Here is a 15,508-nt window from a genome sequence, read left to right as displayed (position 1 = left end):
GGCCACAACATGAAGAAACTCATTAACTTTTTTGTTCGATATCCGGCCATGGTCAATCTTGGCCTGCTGCTCACATTACTGGTCGGTTTCATTAGTTTTAGTCAGGTTAGGTATACCCTAAACCCTGCTGAAACTCCCAAGGAGATCTATATAGATATCATTTATCGCGGAGCCTCTCCACAGGAAATTGAAGAGCGGGCCATTTCAAGGATCGAAGAAAACCTTAGGGGAATTTCAGGAACGGATCGTTTCACATCGCTTTCCAAAGAGAATAGTGGGAGGATCACCGTTGAGATCTTCGAATGGGCGGATATTGACGAGGTTATGACAGACGTGGAAAATGCTGTCAATCAGATAAGTGATTTCCCCGCAGAGATGGATCGGCCGGTTATTTTTAAACAGGAAATGCTGAACCCGACCATTACTTTTGCCTTGACCGGTGATATTCCACTTCAGTTGAAAAAGGATTATGCCGAACGGATCAGGGATGAATTCATGATCAACAAAGGGTTTTCAAACGTTAACTTATTCGGCTTTTCAGAAGAGGAGATCGTTATCGAGCTGGATGATCAGCAAATGGATCGTTTTGGACTCACCTTTCAGCAAATAGCGACATCCGTAAAAGCACACAACATTGATTTGACGGGAGGTGAACTGCAGCTTGATGAAGCGAACTGGCAAATCAGAACCAGGAACAAAACAAGTACTGCACTCGAAATTGGGGAGATTCCTATTCGATCCGGTATAGCCGGGCAACGTGTGCTTCTAAAAGACGTTGCCACCGTTAAAGAACAATTCAACGACCGGGCCTATGAACGGTACCTGAATGGAAAGCAGGCGGTCGTCATTCAGGTGGTTACAACCAATGACGAAAATCTTATTGATGTTGCTGAACAGGCAAAAGCCTACATGCAAACCTTCAACCAAACGCACGATGGGGTTGAGCTGGTCATCATCGAAGATATATCGGAATTCGTGAACGAACGAGCCGCCGCACTCTGGGAAAACGGCATGGCCGGACTTATCCTCGTGTTAGTGATCCTCACCCTCTTTCTGGATAAACGCATCGCGTTCTGGGTTTCACTAACCATTCCGCTATCCCTGCTGGGTTCCTTCATTTTCGCCCTGCTTGGTTACGACCTCACTATAAACGTGGTGTCGATCTTTGGGTTTATATTGGTTCTTGGGATGCTTGTTGATACCGGAGTGGTAGTAGCTGAAAATGTGTATCGGCACTATTCGGAATTCCACAAACACCCTATTGCAGCCGCCAGAGACGGTGCTGCAGAAGTAGCCGCTCCCATGACGATCTCACTGTTAACCACCGCAGTTGCCTTCAGCATATTCTTCTTCTTACCCGGAAAACCCGGAGCCTTTTTCTCAGAAGTTTCATTTGTGGTAACCAGTGCTCTGTTGGCAGCGTTGATCATCACTTTTTTATTTCTGCCCGCAAAAATGACCCGCTCTAAAGTATTAACTAAAGACAATACCCAGACCCGGTTTGAGATCCTTTTCACACAGAGCCTTATTACTTTCAGGGATAAATGGTTCATGCCTTTTACAGATCTCATTTCCCACCGATACAAATGGTTGAATGTGGGGGCTTTTATTCTGCTGATGTTCGGATCTATTCTTTTGTTGAGAACCGGTGTGCTCCCTGTAACCTTTTTTCCTTATCTGGATGATGACATTCAGCTTGTTACTATGGAACTTGAACCCGGAACCCCCGAAGGTGCTGTCAAAGATAAGCTAGAACAGATCGAACAAAGCATATTAACTGTAGGTGAACGCCTCAGTTCTGACCGCACAGACGGTAAAGATGTTATACGAAATGTAGAACTGGTGTTGGGACCAAACTCACATCAAGGCATGCTTCGGGTAGTGATGCTTGGCGGAGAAGAACGCGGAATTCCTGCTTATCAGATCAACAATATGTTCCGTGACGAAGTGGGAGTGATCCCTGAAGCCAAATACATTCGTTATATGGGATCTACCGCTGAACACCGCTTTGGTGGGTTGCCGGTCGATATTTCCGTATCCGGGCGAAGTCTGGCTCACATTCAGGAAGCATCAACCAAACTAAAATCGATGCTTGAGCAGCGTGATGACCTGCTTGATGTGGCCGATACCGATCAGCGTGGGAACCCTGAACTACATCTGGAACTGACCAAAGCAGGAGAGCAACTTGGGCTGACCTTACAAGATCTGATGATGCAGGTCAGAACGGCCTTTTTCGGTATGGAGGTTCAAAACCTGCAGCGTGGCAGTGATGATGTCAGGGTCTGGCTTCGGTTCCCCGATGAAGAACGATCAAATTTTGAGGCCCTTAAAACCATGAAGATCCGCACTCCTGCCGGTGCCTTTCCCTTGAACGAAGTGGCTACCATTTATCCTACCGATGAGCTGATGCAGATCAGTCGCATCAACGGTAATCGTACTATCAGAGTAGATGCGGATCTGGCTGATCCCTCCCTCTCTGCACCAAACATTTTATCTGATATTGAGACAAACATCATTTCAGATTTAAGCGAAGAATTTCCTGATATCACATTTTCGATCGAAGGACAGAACCGAGAATCAGCCCGGGTAACAGAAGCCATGAAAACCGTGGCTCCCTTTATTTTAGTGTTCATGCTGGCGCTGATCGTTATCAACTTTCAGTCGTTTAGTCAGACCTTCTTAGTGCTTCTATCACTGCCATTTGCCTTTATTGGGGTGGTTATTGGACACCTGATCCACGGAGCAACCATGAACATCTTTTCTCTGATCGGAATGATCGCTTTGATAGGTATTCTGATCAACAACCTGCTTGTACTCATTACGGCTTTCAATGATAATCTCAAAGCTGAAATGAGTTTTGAAGACGCCCTGAAAGATGCTGTTAAATCCCGTTTCAGACCCATTCTGTTGACCAGTTTAAGTACAGTTGCCGGTTTGGTTCCCATGATCTTTGTTGGGGGATTAGCTTCGGCTTTCTTACGACCGCCGGCCATTTCGATTGCTTATGGTTTGATCTTCGGGTTATTCATTTCTCTGACCCTTGCCCCTGCCTTTCTGGTGATCTGGAATGAGCTCAAACTCAAACTCCTGAAATTGACAGGCGATAATGAAGCAACCCAGGAAAACATTGAACCCGCTGTTCAGCTTATGGAACACCAAAAACGCAGTAAATTATGAAACGTGTCTTAATTCTTATCCTGATCTCTCTGCTTACGCAGGTTACACACGCACAGGAAGTCTTCACTTTAAGCGAAGCCCTTGATGCAGCCTTATTGCATAATCACAATATTTTGATAAGTGAGATCGAAGCTAAAAAGGCCGCCAACTCTGCGACTCGTGGGAATGCCGGACAGCTACCCACATTAGGTATCATCAGCAGCATGAACTGGGCCTATAATGATGTTGAACTGACACCCGGCTCCTTTTTTCAGAATTTACTCAACCCGCAGTCAGGTTCCCAGCCACCGTCTTCCATTGAATACGATGGTGTATACTCCACTCAGCTGCAAGCAGGGATTGGTACAGAATTCGTCATATTTGACGGCATGAAAGGTCATTATCGCTACAAAATGCTAAAAACCGGTCAGGTGGTGTCAGGTCTTGATCATAAGGCTAAAATGGAGCAAACCGTTTTGAATGTGACTCAGAAATATATTCATGTTGCATCACTCCAAAAAGCTATCAAATTGAAATCAGAAGCCTTAGAGCAAAGTTCTGATCGGTTCAAGATCGTAGAGAACAGAAAAGAATTTGGACAGGTCAATGAGCAGCAATACCTGCAGGCTTTGGCAGATCTGAAAACAGACAGTACTGAATTCCGGGAATTGCAGCTGAACTTCCGTACGGCATACAGGGATCTTCATACAGAGATAGGGTGGAATGAATCCTCTCAAAAACCTTTGGAAGAAGACCTGTCCATTACGTTTGAAACCAACTACGAAAAACTATCCCGCTCACTTGAACAGAACAATACCCTTTTAAGTGTGCGAGAGGAGAGAATAAAACAGGCTGAACTTGAAGAGAGTCTTATAAAAGGCAATCTGTATCCGACACTTAAAGCAAGCGCCCAGTATGGTTATGCTTACCAAACGGCCACGGATGGACAGTTCGAAACGCAGGAACAACTTGGGGTTACCGGTGGCTTAACCTTAAGCATTCCCATTTTTAGCGGAGGACGAACCAAAACGGCAGTTCAGAATGCAAAAGCGGATGTCAGACAGGCTCAGATCCTATCAGATCAGACGAAACTGCAGCTTCAGGCTACCTTCGACAATACCTGGGAGCAATATCAATTTCATAAACAACAACTGTCTGTTGAAATGGATAATCTCAGGACCTATGAAAGAAATTACGAACGGGCCAAGGATTCATTCCAAAGGGGTTTGATAACCGGTGTGGAATTAAGGAGTGCACAGTTATCTCTGCACAATGCCCGATTAAAGATCTCTGAAACTCAATATAAGATCAAACTTACCGAAACCACCCTGCTTTATCTTAGCGGTAAATTGATCTTTGATAAATAAATCTAAAATGATGTCATGATTCAAAAAACAGCCTCAGTCATTGCAGCGATCTTTGGAGTTCTTACTCTGATTGCCAGTTCCCGCATCCTGTACCTGGGAGCGGATCCCGGGTATGTGGTTTTTATGCCGCTCCTGATCTTCAACCATATCATGGGAATTTGTTATTTGATAGCAGGATATTTTATTTGGAGAAACAGTCAAAAGGGTGAAATGGCAGCACTTACTGTTTTCCTGATAAACCTGACCGTGCTGATCACAATATCCGTTGGTTACCTGATAGGTTCAGGTGTTGCCACGGATAGTCTTGGTACCATGACTTTCAGAACCTTAGTCTGGCTATTGATATTCATGAGTCTGAAAATGACCGTAAAAAAACCAAATAAATAAACTTTTCACTAAACCTAAAATTATGAAGAATCGAATCACTGTACTTTTATTGCTTTTAATTTCAGGATCAATACTCACTGGTTTGACCTTTGATGAACCGACACAAGATGATTCACTGGATCTTCAAACCATCATGCGGCTTATTTATGCTGACATGCAGATCATCAACGAAGGTATCTATACCGAGAATTTTAAGCTGATTGAACAGGGAGCGGCGGCCATCAACGAACATCCCCCATTATCCGATGAAACCAGAGCATTGGTCAAGAAAACCCTGGGAGAACGTATGCCGGCATTTGGACAGTACGATAAGTTGGTTCATGATACCGCTGATTCACTAAAAGAAGCCGCTGCCGAACGTAATATGGAAAGCGTATTGGATAAATATCAGATCATACAGCAGGGATGTGTCAGCTGCCATGCCAGTTTTAGAAATGAGATCATACAGGCCCGTGCGTCTGCAAACTGATTTGGTTTCCAGTTCATACCGCTACAACCCCAACCCAAATTAATTAATTGTTGTAACAAGGCATCAGGATTTAGTAAAATTCAATTATCTTTAGGTTCAACATTTCTTCATATTGATGGAGTAATTTAAAGAGTTATGAGTCTGAATAGTACATACCACAAAATTACCGGCTACGCCACCCTCTTGGTGCTGCTTTGGAATATTGTGGGGTGGTTAGGCTTCGGGCTCATCTTAGATCATAATCATTCACAAGAGCCTGGTACCTATTGTGAGATCACTTTCTGCAGTTGTGAGATCGATGAAGGTGAAACCATTTGTACCTGTCACCACAATACCTCTGCTACAACCGAAGATCATCATGGTGAAGACACTCACGGTGAATTTTGTTTCTATGATCTTCCTCACAATAATAGTACAGATACCACTCAGGCACTGATCTTTTCATCCAAAGTGAATGCCACCTGTACAACCGATTTCGTTCAAGCTTACCCCCGTGAACTAGAGATCGAATACATCCTGCATGCTGAACAAGCATTGAATGGGGTGTATAAAGACCTGCTTCGGCCTCCCCGCGTTTAGTTTAATTCCCCCCTCTTATTTACATAGGTGAACTGTTGTCCTGATCCCTATCAGAGCAACTCACCCTATTCTTTTAATTACCCAATTAAACTAAACATTCTATATCATGAATATTCAAACTATGTTAGGCCGATTAATGGCCGTAGCAGCACTATTGGTCTTTACTGTTTCCTGTGATTCTTCCGAGAACAACGATCCCGAACTGGATCTGATCCCCATAAACTCAGTCACAGTGGATGGCTACACGGTATTTCTCGAGGCTACAAATGAACTTGAGATCGGAGCCAATCAGCTCTTCTGGAAGATCAAGCAGGGTGATGATACCATCACGCCTCAAAGTTTTACCATTTCCCCGATCATGGACATGGCAACCATGTCTCACTCCACGCCTTTCGATCAACCCGAAATAGACGCGATCGATGACTCTTACCTTAGTAACCTCGCGGTGTTCATCATGCCAAGTGGAGATATGGGGAGCTGGACCATCAATTTTCAATTCACCACCCAATCCGGTTCAGACATTTCAGGAGAAATGCCTGTTGATGTAAACTCCTCATGGAAGATCATGAATACAGAGGATGGCAACGGAAAAAAATACTTCGTCACCTGGTTCGAGCCACAACGCCCAATGAGTGGTAATAACGACCTGACCTTTTTGGTACACACTCGCGAAACCATGATGAACTTTCCGGCTGTATCTGATGCGGAACTGATCGTTTACCCATACATGGACATGGGTGGTGGAACCGGACATTCAACACCATTTACACCACCTGTGGCTACTGGTAATGGTTTTTATGAGGGCGACATCAACTACAGCATGAGCGGCCTGTGGACAACCACGGTTGAGCTTGTTGTAGAAAATGATACTCTGCCGGAAATGGTATTCGAGTATTCAGTTATAGCCAAATAACATCTGTTTAATTGATAGGCTGCCGGAAAAAAAAGACCGGCAGCTATTCATTTTCATTATAAATCCTGAGGTCATGAAACATTTAATCCTAATGCTTGGCCTGTTGTTCACCGGAGTGGAAACACTTATGGCTCAACAGATATCCGTGAAAGTGGAGGATATGACAACCAAAGAACCCATTGTTCAAGCTCACATAAAAGACGGTCCTAATTCCGTGATCACAGTCACGGATATCAACGGTATGTTCACTGTCGATCTTGGTAAATACTCACACCTCACGATCACGGCCGTTGGGTTTGCCCCAAAAAGTATCCATCTGCAGTGGGGAATGGAGGTGATCTACCTAAAACCTGAAGTATTCAGGGATCAAACCGAGTTACTGGTTCTGGCCAATGAAGAAGGCGAACAAAATGTACACGCCTACCATAACCGGACAGCGGATCAGGGCATGGATCAATTCCTCGATAATATTGATGGCGTTTCCACCAACAAGCGTGGTGCTTTTGGATGGGAGCCGGCCGTACGGGGACAAAGTGATCAGCGTATGAACCTGGTAATTGACGGGATGCAGGTATTCAAAGCCTGTGTCGATAAAATGGACCCCATCACATCCTATGTGGAGACCAATAACCTCTCAAAGCTTCAGATCGATAAAAGTGGAAGTGGTGTGGCTCAAAACGGAACGGGTGTCAGCACGGTAAATCTGGTCACACAAAAGGCAGAAAGTGCCCCCACCTCTTTTAATTTAAGCACCTCATACCGTGCCCCCGATCAGTACAGAACTGTCAGCTTAAGTGGTAACACTTCAGATGCCTCAGGACGTAATGCCGTGCGTTTTTCAGGCAGTTATAAAAAAGCCGATGATTTCCGTGCCGGAAACGATCAAACCATACAAAACACGCAGTACGAAAAATTAAACCTGAACGTCAACTACCGCCATACATTCCCTTCCCAGCATTCTCTGGAGGCCGGTTATATCATGGATAAAGCCTATGAGATCGGCTACCCTGCCCTGCTTATGGATGCCACAAAAGCTTTGGCAGACATCGGGCAGATCCGCTTCAATTTTGCTCCAACCAGTAATGATTTTCAATTCAACACTGCGCAGGTGTACGCCAACGGTGTCCGGCACTGGATGGATGATTATGGCCGGGATGTGGCAAACCGACAGGTCATGAGAGGCATGTACATGCCCATGTATGGCACCACTACTACCTATGGTGCCAAATTGAATGGAGCAGCCACCTTTTTCGACCATCAATTCGATTGGTTTATGGACGCTTACATGTCTGATGCTTTCGGTGACATGCTTATGGAAAGCCTTGATCCATCCATTCAGGATATGCTCATTTACAACCTTGATGAAGTTAAGACCAACAACGCAAGCCTGGGTTTCAGACACCGTATTCAACTGTCGGACAATGTATTGATGAAGATCGAGGAGAGCATCCGATATAAGACACTCAGAACGGACAGTGAATCTCATGCCTCCTTCTTTCAGGGACTTTATGGAGAAGCGCCCGGTACACGTTCCAAATTCTTGCTCTCTGGATCAGGCAGTCTGCTCTGGATGCTCAACAATAACTGGAGTCTTTCCGGAAGCCTGGTTTACTCCGAGCGCATGGGGAACCACATGGAATTATTCGGTCATTACATCTATAACTACACCGATGGGTTTTTCTATGATGGTAACCCCTGGCTGAAAACCGAGCGCAGCATCAATACGGACCTAAACGCTACCTGGGAGACAACCGGACATTCCCTTTCATTCACCCTGTTTCACAAACAGTATTTCAATTATATAGATGGTGTGTTAGGAACCGATTCCGGCAGTAATGATTTCCGCTTCAAGCAATATGCCAATGTGGGAGATGCCGTCATTACAGGGGGAGAATTCCGAAGCTTTAACGATCTGGGGATGATGATCACCCTGGAAAACAGACTCTCCTATCTCTATGCCCACAATCAAACACTTGATGAGCCGTTACCCCTCATACCACCCCTGAAGGGAAATACCACATTACACTTTCACCGGGGTAGAAACATGTTCATGGCTGATCTTGAATGGGCTGCGGAACAAAACAGAATTGCAGAGATCTCTTCTATTGAGGACCAAACCGGTGCCTACGGAATATTCAATCTCACATTTGAACGCAGATGGATGGACGGTGACCTGACAAGCATAGTAAGCCTGAATAACATACTGGATCACTACTATCACACCCACACCAGCATAGGAAACATTCCCGAAGCCGGACGAAATTTAATGATATCCCTAAGTTATCAATTCTAACGAATTGATCGATGGTTGGTTGGTTAAGAGGAAACCTCTCTTCGTGTAAAAGCGGAGAGGGGTTTTATTTTTTGGGATTGGAGCTTTAGAGGTCCAACCATTTTGAATGTAAGATAAAGAACTAATATAAGAACCTGCGAGCGTCCCCAAGACCTCGCAGCGTTCGAGTCACAATGCACGCACACCCTAAGGATGCTGCAATGTCGCTCCATTTTTGCCAACAAACTATTAAACCTTGCGGACTCAGCAAGTCCTCTGTGTCCTCTGCGGTTAAAAAATTAGTTAATTACAGTTTGGTTGCATCTCTCCATGCCATAAATCCAAATTGTTCACTAACCTGAACAGGCTTATCCATAAGGCGGATCTCCTGTAACGATCTAACTAAATGGCTATCAAAAATCCATTTTACGGAATCTTTTGGTTGCCCCATAAAGCGGAAGGACAAGCCAGATAAGCATACTTGCAACAGCTGTGATCATCCCATAGAAAGTACCGAAAAAACGGTTGAACACAGCACCGGTGTAACCCATCAAAGCAGAGATATCAAACTCTAATAACACGGTAATTCGTGCCAGATCGATCGGGTTCAGCATGGTCAAGGCCAGCATCGGTTTTTCGATGGGATAATCGCCCAGTACAAAAATGGTCAGAAGTACCAGTCCGTCATACAGAACGGCCAGAAATAACCAGCCAACCAGGGCAAAACCAAGACCCTTGATGCGGTCTTCAAAGAAGACAAGTCCCAGCCAAAATCCGATCCCGGTAAATAAGAGTGTCAGGATCAATCCTAAGCCCAGTAACAGTAGAATGGAAGCGATCTGTTCACCAAAGAACATGCCGTTATAAAGCATCGGCAATAAGGTGCCCAGAATAAATGCAGCCGATAGAGGTACCGCTAAACCACCATACAATCCCCAAAAAAGGATTTTTCGGTCCAAAGGTTGAGCCAACAGCAGTTCAGTAAATTCACGGGATTGATATAGGTATAACGCACCATAGATCATTCCAACGAGTGGGATCAAAAGCAGCATCACATTAGAAATACTGAGTAAGGCTTTTGGACCGGCTCCGCCAAATCGAATGAGTGCATCCGTGATCAGTAAGTAGATCAGTGCATATCCAAAGATCCATTTTCCACGGATCAGGTCTTTCCACTGGTAGTTTAAAATAGTTAGAGCTTTCATGCGGCTTCCTCCTCCATCATTTTGGCAACAGCTCCTTCTAAGCGCTGTTCTTTATGTTCATTCAGTAGTTCATCCATCGGTCCGTGGTATTTGATCTTGCCCTCCACAATAAAGATCAGGTGATCAGCCAGCTCCTCGATCTCACTCATAATGTGCGTGGTCAGCATGATGGTCTTACCCTGATCCTTGAGTTCTCTCACTTTTTTCTTGAACTGTACGCTTGAGCGCGGATCCAGTCCTGCTGTGGGCTCATCAAAGATGAGGATATCCGGATCGAACATCATGGATAACACGGCCCCAACTTTCTGTCGGTTACCCCCGGAAAGTGTTCGCATGCGTTTTTTGAGTTCCGATTCCAAACCAAAGTGTCTGATCAATTCTTCTTCAGAAGAAGTTTGGCCACCCCTGATATTTTTAATGAACCTGAATAACTCTTCTACAGTCATGTTTTCAGGATACCGGGCCACTTGTGGCATATAACCGATCTTATCCCGGTATTCCCACCGGTTATTTACCAGCTCGCCGTTGATCCTTATCTCACCTTCTGTAGGTTTGACCAGCCCCAGTATGCTCTTGATAGTGGTTGTTTTTCCTGAACCGTTAGGGCCCACAATGCCGGTGGCTTGACCTGAAGGAATTTCCAGATCAAGGTCATCCAGAACGGTTAACCGACCAAAGTTCTTTTTTAATCCTTTTAATTCAATCATGGTAGCTGATCCATTTGTGGCTTGATGTCAATGAGGGTTTCCGGAGTAAGAGCCGGCATTACTTTTTCTGCGGCATCGAGGATATCGATCAGCAGACTTCTGAGTAGCAGTAAGGACTGCGGCTGTTTTTCAACCAAAATGGTAAACAATCGCACCGGGTGATGCGGCACATCGCCAACTCCATCCCGGTCCAGGTCGTAGCCTTCATATTGACTCCAGTAATTCCCTGTAAACTCATTAAAATTCCGGCGGCTGTTGGTAGATACTTCAAAGGAATTGGCAATGAAGTTATTCTCACTGAAAATATTGTCAGTGGAATTTGCCATCAGTTTAACCGCCCAGCCATTTTGACGAAAGGTGTTTCCTTTAACTTCATTTCGGCTGGTGGCCTCTATATAAAGCCCTACTGAGTTATTTTCAAAATGATTGTCTTCGATCCTGCTGCGGTTGATCTCTTTCAATAGCATACCATAAGCAGAAGAACCCCAGTTATCCTCAAACCGATTACCGATGATCTCAACATTCGAGGTATACATCACCGCTACCCCTCCTCCATTATCCCTGAAGGTATTTTCCACATAACTGCAGTTGTCAGAATACATGAAGTGAATGCCATACCGGATATTTTCTTCACTTAGATTATTGGAAATGTTTGCCCCATCAACAAATTCAAAATACAGCCCGTCACGGTGACCCCGGACGTAGTTGTCTTCAATTTTTGTGTCTTTACTGTACCACAGGTGAATGCCATTTCCTGAAGAGGTCTCCCGTTCTCCCGAAGCTGAAAGATAGTTATTCCGTATCACTGCTTTATCGGTTTCAGCCAGATAGATCCCAAAGAAATTATCGATGAGTCGGTTGTCTTCAATCACCGTATTCCGGGTTTTTTCTATGAGAATGCCGGCATAATCTTCCATAAAACTGGTACTCGTATTCCGAACTTCCAGGCCTTTCACAGTTACATCATCTGCGGTTATGACCAGGATAAACCCTTTCTTTTCGCCATCCAGTACCGGGCGACCTTCACCAATGATAGTTACCGGTTTATCCACCATCAGGTTGTGTTCCCGGTAGATTCCCTGATCTATGATAAGGGTGTCGTTCGGCTGTACTAACTCCAGACCCTCAGCAATGGTCTTAACTTTGCCACCGGGAGAAACCGTAACCGTTTGTGCAGAAACCACAGACCCGATGAGCAGAAATACTCCTGCCAGGGTTATTTGTTTTAAACCTTTCAATTTTTGACCTCCATTTACTGTTGTATCGGAATGCTACTTTCGCATTCCCATGCCCATTTTCATCTTGGTTTGGGAAACCTCACTCCAGAGCAGTAATCGCCCCGGTCTTTCACTTATATGTTCTTCAGCGACCTCTTTAGTCGGCAGGGCTAACAATGATTCACCCATAGGACTTTTGATCACTTCGCTCTTTACGTATTGAGCTTCAATAGCATCCAGCCAGGTGCCCGGATCATTATAGTTACTGACCCAAAGTCTGGCACCTTTCAATTCCTCTTCGTTTTCACGGTGGTAGACGGCCATACATTCAATAGCATCAAATTTCAGGGCTTTACCTTTGTCTGTCACCAGTTGAGAGGCAAATTGATCATCAGTGATCATCATCTTACAGTGAGCGCATTCATCACTTGCATAATGAATTTCAGCCGGTTCCTGACTACAGGCTGACACAAATAACAGCAATCCCACTGCGTAGAATGCGTACCTGATATGTTTATTTAACCTCATAACCGACCTCCATTTATTTAATATAAATTCTTCTGGATCTGGTTCATTTCTCACCACTTTTCCACCAAACCAATCCTGCTATACTCATTGAAAGTAATGCAAAATAAAAACCGATATGTGGCAGTGAGGTTGCATTGATATTCAGCAATTGCTTACTACCCAGCAACGGTGGTTGATAGGTCATGCCCGGGACTTTTATAGGGGCATCCGGATTTAGATTATGTCCGTAATCATATCCCCACAAATAAAAATCAACCATACCTGCTATGGCCAATAGAATGAAGATGCCCAGCCAGAATAAGATTAGTTTACGTTTACCGGTGGCTGCTATGATCAAACCTGTTATGATCAAAAACCCAAAGATGTAGGGCATGACCATTAATTCAGGGATCGAAGCGGGTTCAATAGGTTTCATGCCTATGTAGTGGTTCAACCCATTAATGTTCTTCAGGTCATTGGGTTGCTTACCTTCAATGTTGTCGACCATGATATTCATCCCGATCCCTTCCGGGTATTGAGGAGCTTCCATACCTATGCTCCAAATGGGAACGAGGTATACTCCGATCAATAAGAGTGCAGCTACCGCCATCCAAATTTTGTGTGATGTCTTCATGGTTACCTCGTTTATAAAATAATATTTTTGAAAAGGCTGGGGAGGTATCAGCTCCCCAACCATGATGGAGGTCAAATCATCATTGACCAGTTCCGTATTTAAAATCTATATCAGAGTTTTCAGGAGATACTCTCACATAACCCTGCATTTCCTGGTGAAGGGCTGAACAGAAATCTGTGCAATAGAATGGGAATACACCTACTTCTTTGGGCTCCCAGGTTAGTGTCAATGTTTCACCCGGCATGATCAACAATTCAGCATTGTTTGCCCCTTTGATCGCAAAACCGTGCGGTACATCCCAATCCTGCTCAAGGTTAGTGACATGGAAGTACACTTTATCGCCCACTTTGATACCCTCAATGTTATCAGGTGCAAAGTGACTACGGATCGTGGTCATGTAAACATGAACTTCATTTCCGTTGCGCTCGATCTTGGTTTGGGCTTCACTGGTTGCACGATATGGGTGAGTGTTGTCTTCAAGCTTGTAGAAGCGTTTCTGACGTTCCATCACTTTCTCAGCTGCAATACCCTGAGCATAGTGAGGCTCACCTTCCGTTGGGAAGTCAAGCAGTAGCTGCATCTTATCTCCGGAAATATCGATCAGCTGAGCTGAGTGGAACATCTCTGGACCTGTTGGCAGATAACGGTCTTTGGTGATCTTGTTAAGAGCAACCAAATATTTACCATCCGGCTTTTGACTGTCCCCACCAGGGATCATAAGGTGACCCGGTGAATAGTAGGTGTCAATACGATCCACTACCTGTGTATTTTCGATATCCCACTTCACAACTTCGGAAGAAATGAACGCGGTGGTATAAGCATACCCCTTACCGTCAAACTCGGTATGCAGAGGTCCCAGGCCAGGATCTTGAACTTCACCATGAAGAATTGAATCATACTTCAGTACCGGAATACCCATTACCTCACCCTCATAATCTTCGCTTTCAATAGCGTTGATCATCTTGTCAAAAGAGTGAACCGGAATAACGGTTGAAAGTTTTCCACCGGCAATGATGTACTGACCTGTTGGGTCAACATCCACTCCGTGTGGAGATTTAGGAGTTGGCAGGAAGTACACAATGCCTTCCAGTTCACGTGGATCTAAAACGCGTACTTCATCGATAGTCTCAGATTTGGCGATACCCCCTTCTTCATGATCAATGTAATTACGTACATGCTTCCCGGGCATCATTTTACCTTTACCCTCTTTCACATACTCAGCTGCTTTTCTCCAGTTTATAGCGGCTATAAAATCCTTATCGTTTTTTGAAGCATTGATCTCCAGCAAGGTATGAGCCTGCTCGCTGTTATAGCTGGTAAAGAAAGCCCAACCGTCAGATGGACCTTTTCCGGCGTGTGACAGATCATAATCAAATCCCGGCATCAGGATCTGGAAATCGATATTCATTTTTCCTTCTTCAGAAACTTTAATGAAAGAGAGCGTTCCTTTGAAGGTATCCTTGTAAGAATCAATTGATACATCCATTCCCTGCATGTTTTCATCCATTGGGATACTGAAACGTGTAGCAGCTGACACATATTCAGTGTTAGGAGTTACAAATGCAGATGCATGGTTACCGGCTGAGTTAGGGATCTCAATGATCTCCTGGGTCTTGAATTCATCCAGACCGATACGAGCTACACGTGGAGTATTATTCTCGTTGATAAAGATCCAGCGCCCATCAGTCTCACCGTTAGTCTGAGATAATTCAGGGTGGTGAGCATCTCCCCAGGGTACAAATCCATGGGAAGTGTTAAGCATTGCCTTGGATTCTTCACTGTAACCGTATCCGTTGACGGCTGCCTGTGAAAAGACCGGCACGGTAAAAATGTGGCGCCCTGATGGTAGTCCATAGACTCCAAGCTGGCCGTTATATCCTCCGGACATAAATCCGTAGAATTCATCGAGCTCGCCCGGAGCTACATATACTTTTTGTGCAGCATCAGAGTTGGAGCTGAAATTACCGTTACTGCCATTACAACCGAAAAGCGTAACGCTTAACAGTACTACAGCAGGTAGCATCCAAAAACGATGACTGTGCGTTCGTTCTTTCATAGTATTCCTGTTTTTTTATTGGTGGGTTGGTTTTTAAAA

Annotated in this window: 13 protein-coding genes; 7 read left to right on the top strand and 6 right to left on the bottom strand. The window is 44.7% G+C overall.

Features of this window, described 5'->3' with window-relative positions; genetic code table 11:
• Positions 1-9 precede the first annotated feature (9 nt).
• The 7 genes from AC13FX_RS09955 to AC13FX_RS09925 all read left to right on the top strand — a co-directional run bounded on the left by AC13FX_RS09955 (position 10) and on the right by AC13FX_RS09925 (position 9,164).
• The gene (locus AC13FX_RS09955) at positions 10-3,177 is read left to right on the top strand and encodes an efflux RND transporter permease subunit (RefSeq protein WP_482880405.1); all 3,168 of its coding nucleotides are present in this window, start codon (positions 10-12) and stop codon (positions 3,175-3,177) included.
• Positions 3,174-4,523 (top strand): TolC family protein, encoded by a 1,350-nt coding sequence (locus AC13FX_RS09950; RefSeq protein ID WP_482880404.1) that lies wholly within the window; start codon positions 3,174-3,176, stop codon positions 4,521-4,523. Before AC13FX_RS09955 ends, AC13FX_RS09950 begins: the two co-directional genes overlap by 4 nt.
• A 15-nt stretch (positions 4,524-4,538) precedes the next feature.
• Positions 4,539-4,910 carry a hypothetical protein gene (locus AC13FX_RS09945; RefSeq protein WP_482880403.1) on the top strand — a complete coding sequence of 124 codons (372 nt, stop codon included), beginning with the start codon at positions 4,539-4,541 and terminating at the stop codon, positions 4,908-4,910.
• A gap of 22 nt (positions 4,911-4,932) precedes the next feature.
• Positions 4,933-5,379, top strand: a complete 447-nt coding sequence (locus AC13FX_RS09940) for a hypothetical protein (protein WP_482880402.1) — start codon at positions 4,933-4,935, stop codon at positions 5,377-5,379.
• A 135-nt stretch (positions 5,380-5,514) separates the two neighbouring features.
• A complete protein-coding gene (locus tag AC13FX_RS09935) occupies positions 5,515-5,958 on the top strand; it encodes a hypothetical protein (protein WP_482880401.1) in 444 nt (147 codons plus the stop codon).
• A 106-nt stretch (positions 5,959-6,064) separates the two neighbouring features.
• Positions 6,065-6,871 (top strand): FixH family protein, encoded by an 807-nt coding sequence (locus AC13FX_RS09930; RefSeq protein WP_482880400.1) that lies wholly within the window; start codon positions 6,065-6,067, stop codon positions 6,869-6,871.
• 73 nt (positions 6,872-6,944) lie between these two features.
• Positions 6,945-9,164, top strand: a complete 2,220-nt coding sequence (locus tag AC13FX_RS09925; protein WP_482880399.1) for a TonB-dependent receptor — start codon at positions 6,945-6,947, stop codon at positions 9,162-9,164.
• Positions 9,165-9,556: 392 nt separating this feature from the next.
• Here AC13FX_RS09925 and AC13FX_RS09920 read toward each other — a convergent pair whose 3' ends face one another.
• From AC13FX_RS09920 to nosZ, 6 genes are all read right to left on the bottom strand, one after another.
• Positions 9,557-10,348 carry an ABC transporter permease subunit gene (locus AC13FX_RS09920; protein ID WP_482880398.1) on the bottom strand — a complete coding sequence of 264 codons (792 nt, stop codon included), beginning with the start codon at positions 10,346-10,348 and terminating at the stop codon, positions 9,557-9,559.
• Complete coding sequence (locus tag AC13FX_RS09915; protein WP_482880397.1) at positions 10,345-11,055, bottom strand: ABC transporter ATP-binding protein; 711 nt, start codon at positions 11,053-11,055, stop codon at positions 10,345-10,347. The genes AC13FX_RS09920 and AC13FX_RS09915 overlap by 4 nt, the downstream gene beginning before the upstream one ends.
• Positions 11,052-12,293, bottom strand: a complete 1,242-nt coding sequence (locus AC13FX_RS09910; protein WP_482880396.1) for a nitrous oxide reductase family maturation protein NosD — start codon at positions 12,291-12,293, stop codon at positions 11,052-11,054. The genes AC13FX_RS09915 and AC13FX_RS09910 overlap by 4 nt, the downstream gene beginning before the upstream one ends.
• A 33-nt stretch (positions 12,294-12,326) precedes the next feature.
• Positions 12,327-12,800 (bottom strand): nitrous oxide reductase accessory protein NosL, encoded by a 474-nt coding sequence (locus tag AC13FX_RS09905; RefSeq protein ID WP_482880395.1) that lies wholly within the window; start codon positions 12,798-12,800, stop codon positions 12,327-12,329.
• 43 nt (positions 12,801-12,843) lie between these two features.
• On the bottom strand, positions 12,844-13,413 hold the full coding sequence (locus tag AC13FX_RS09900; protein WP_482880394.1) for a hypothetical protein: 570 nt from the start codon (positions 13,411-13,413) through the stop codon (positions 12,844-12,846).
• A 79-nt stretch (positions 13,414-13,492) separates the two neighbouring features.
• A complete protein-coding gene (gene nosZ, locus AC13FX_RS09895) occupies positions 13,493-15,469 on the bottom strand; it encodes a Sec-dependent nitrous-oxide reductase (protein WP_482880393.1) in 1,977 nt (658 codons plus the stop codon).
• Between the last annotated feature and the right edge of the window lie 39 nt (positions 15,470-15,508).

It is taken from the genome of Gracilimonas sp. B-17, assembly GCF_056857935.1.
This window is presented reverse-complemented; position numbering and strand designations above follow the sequence as displayed.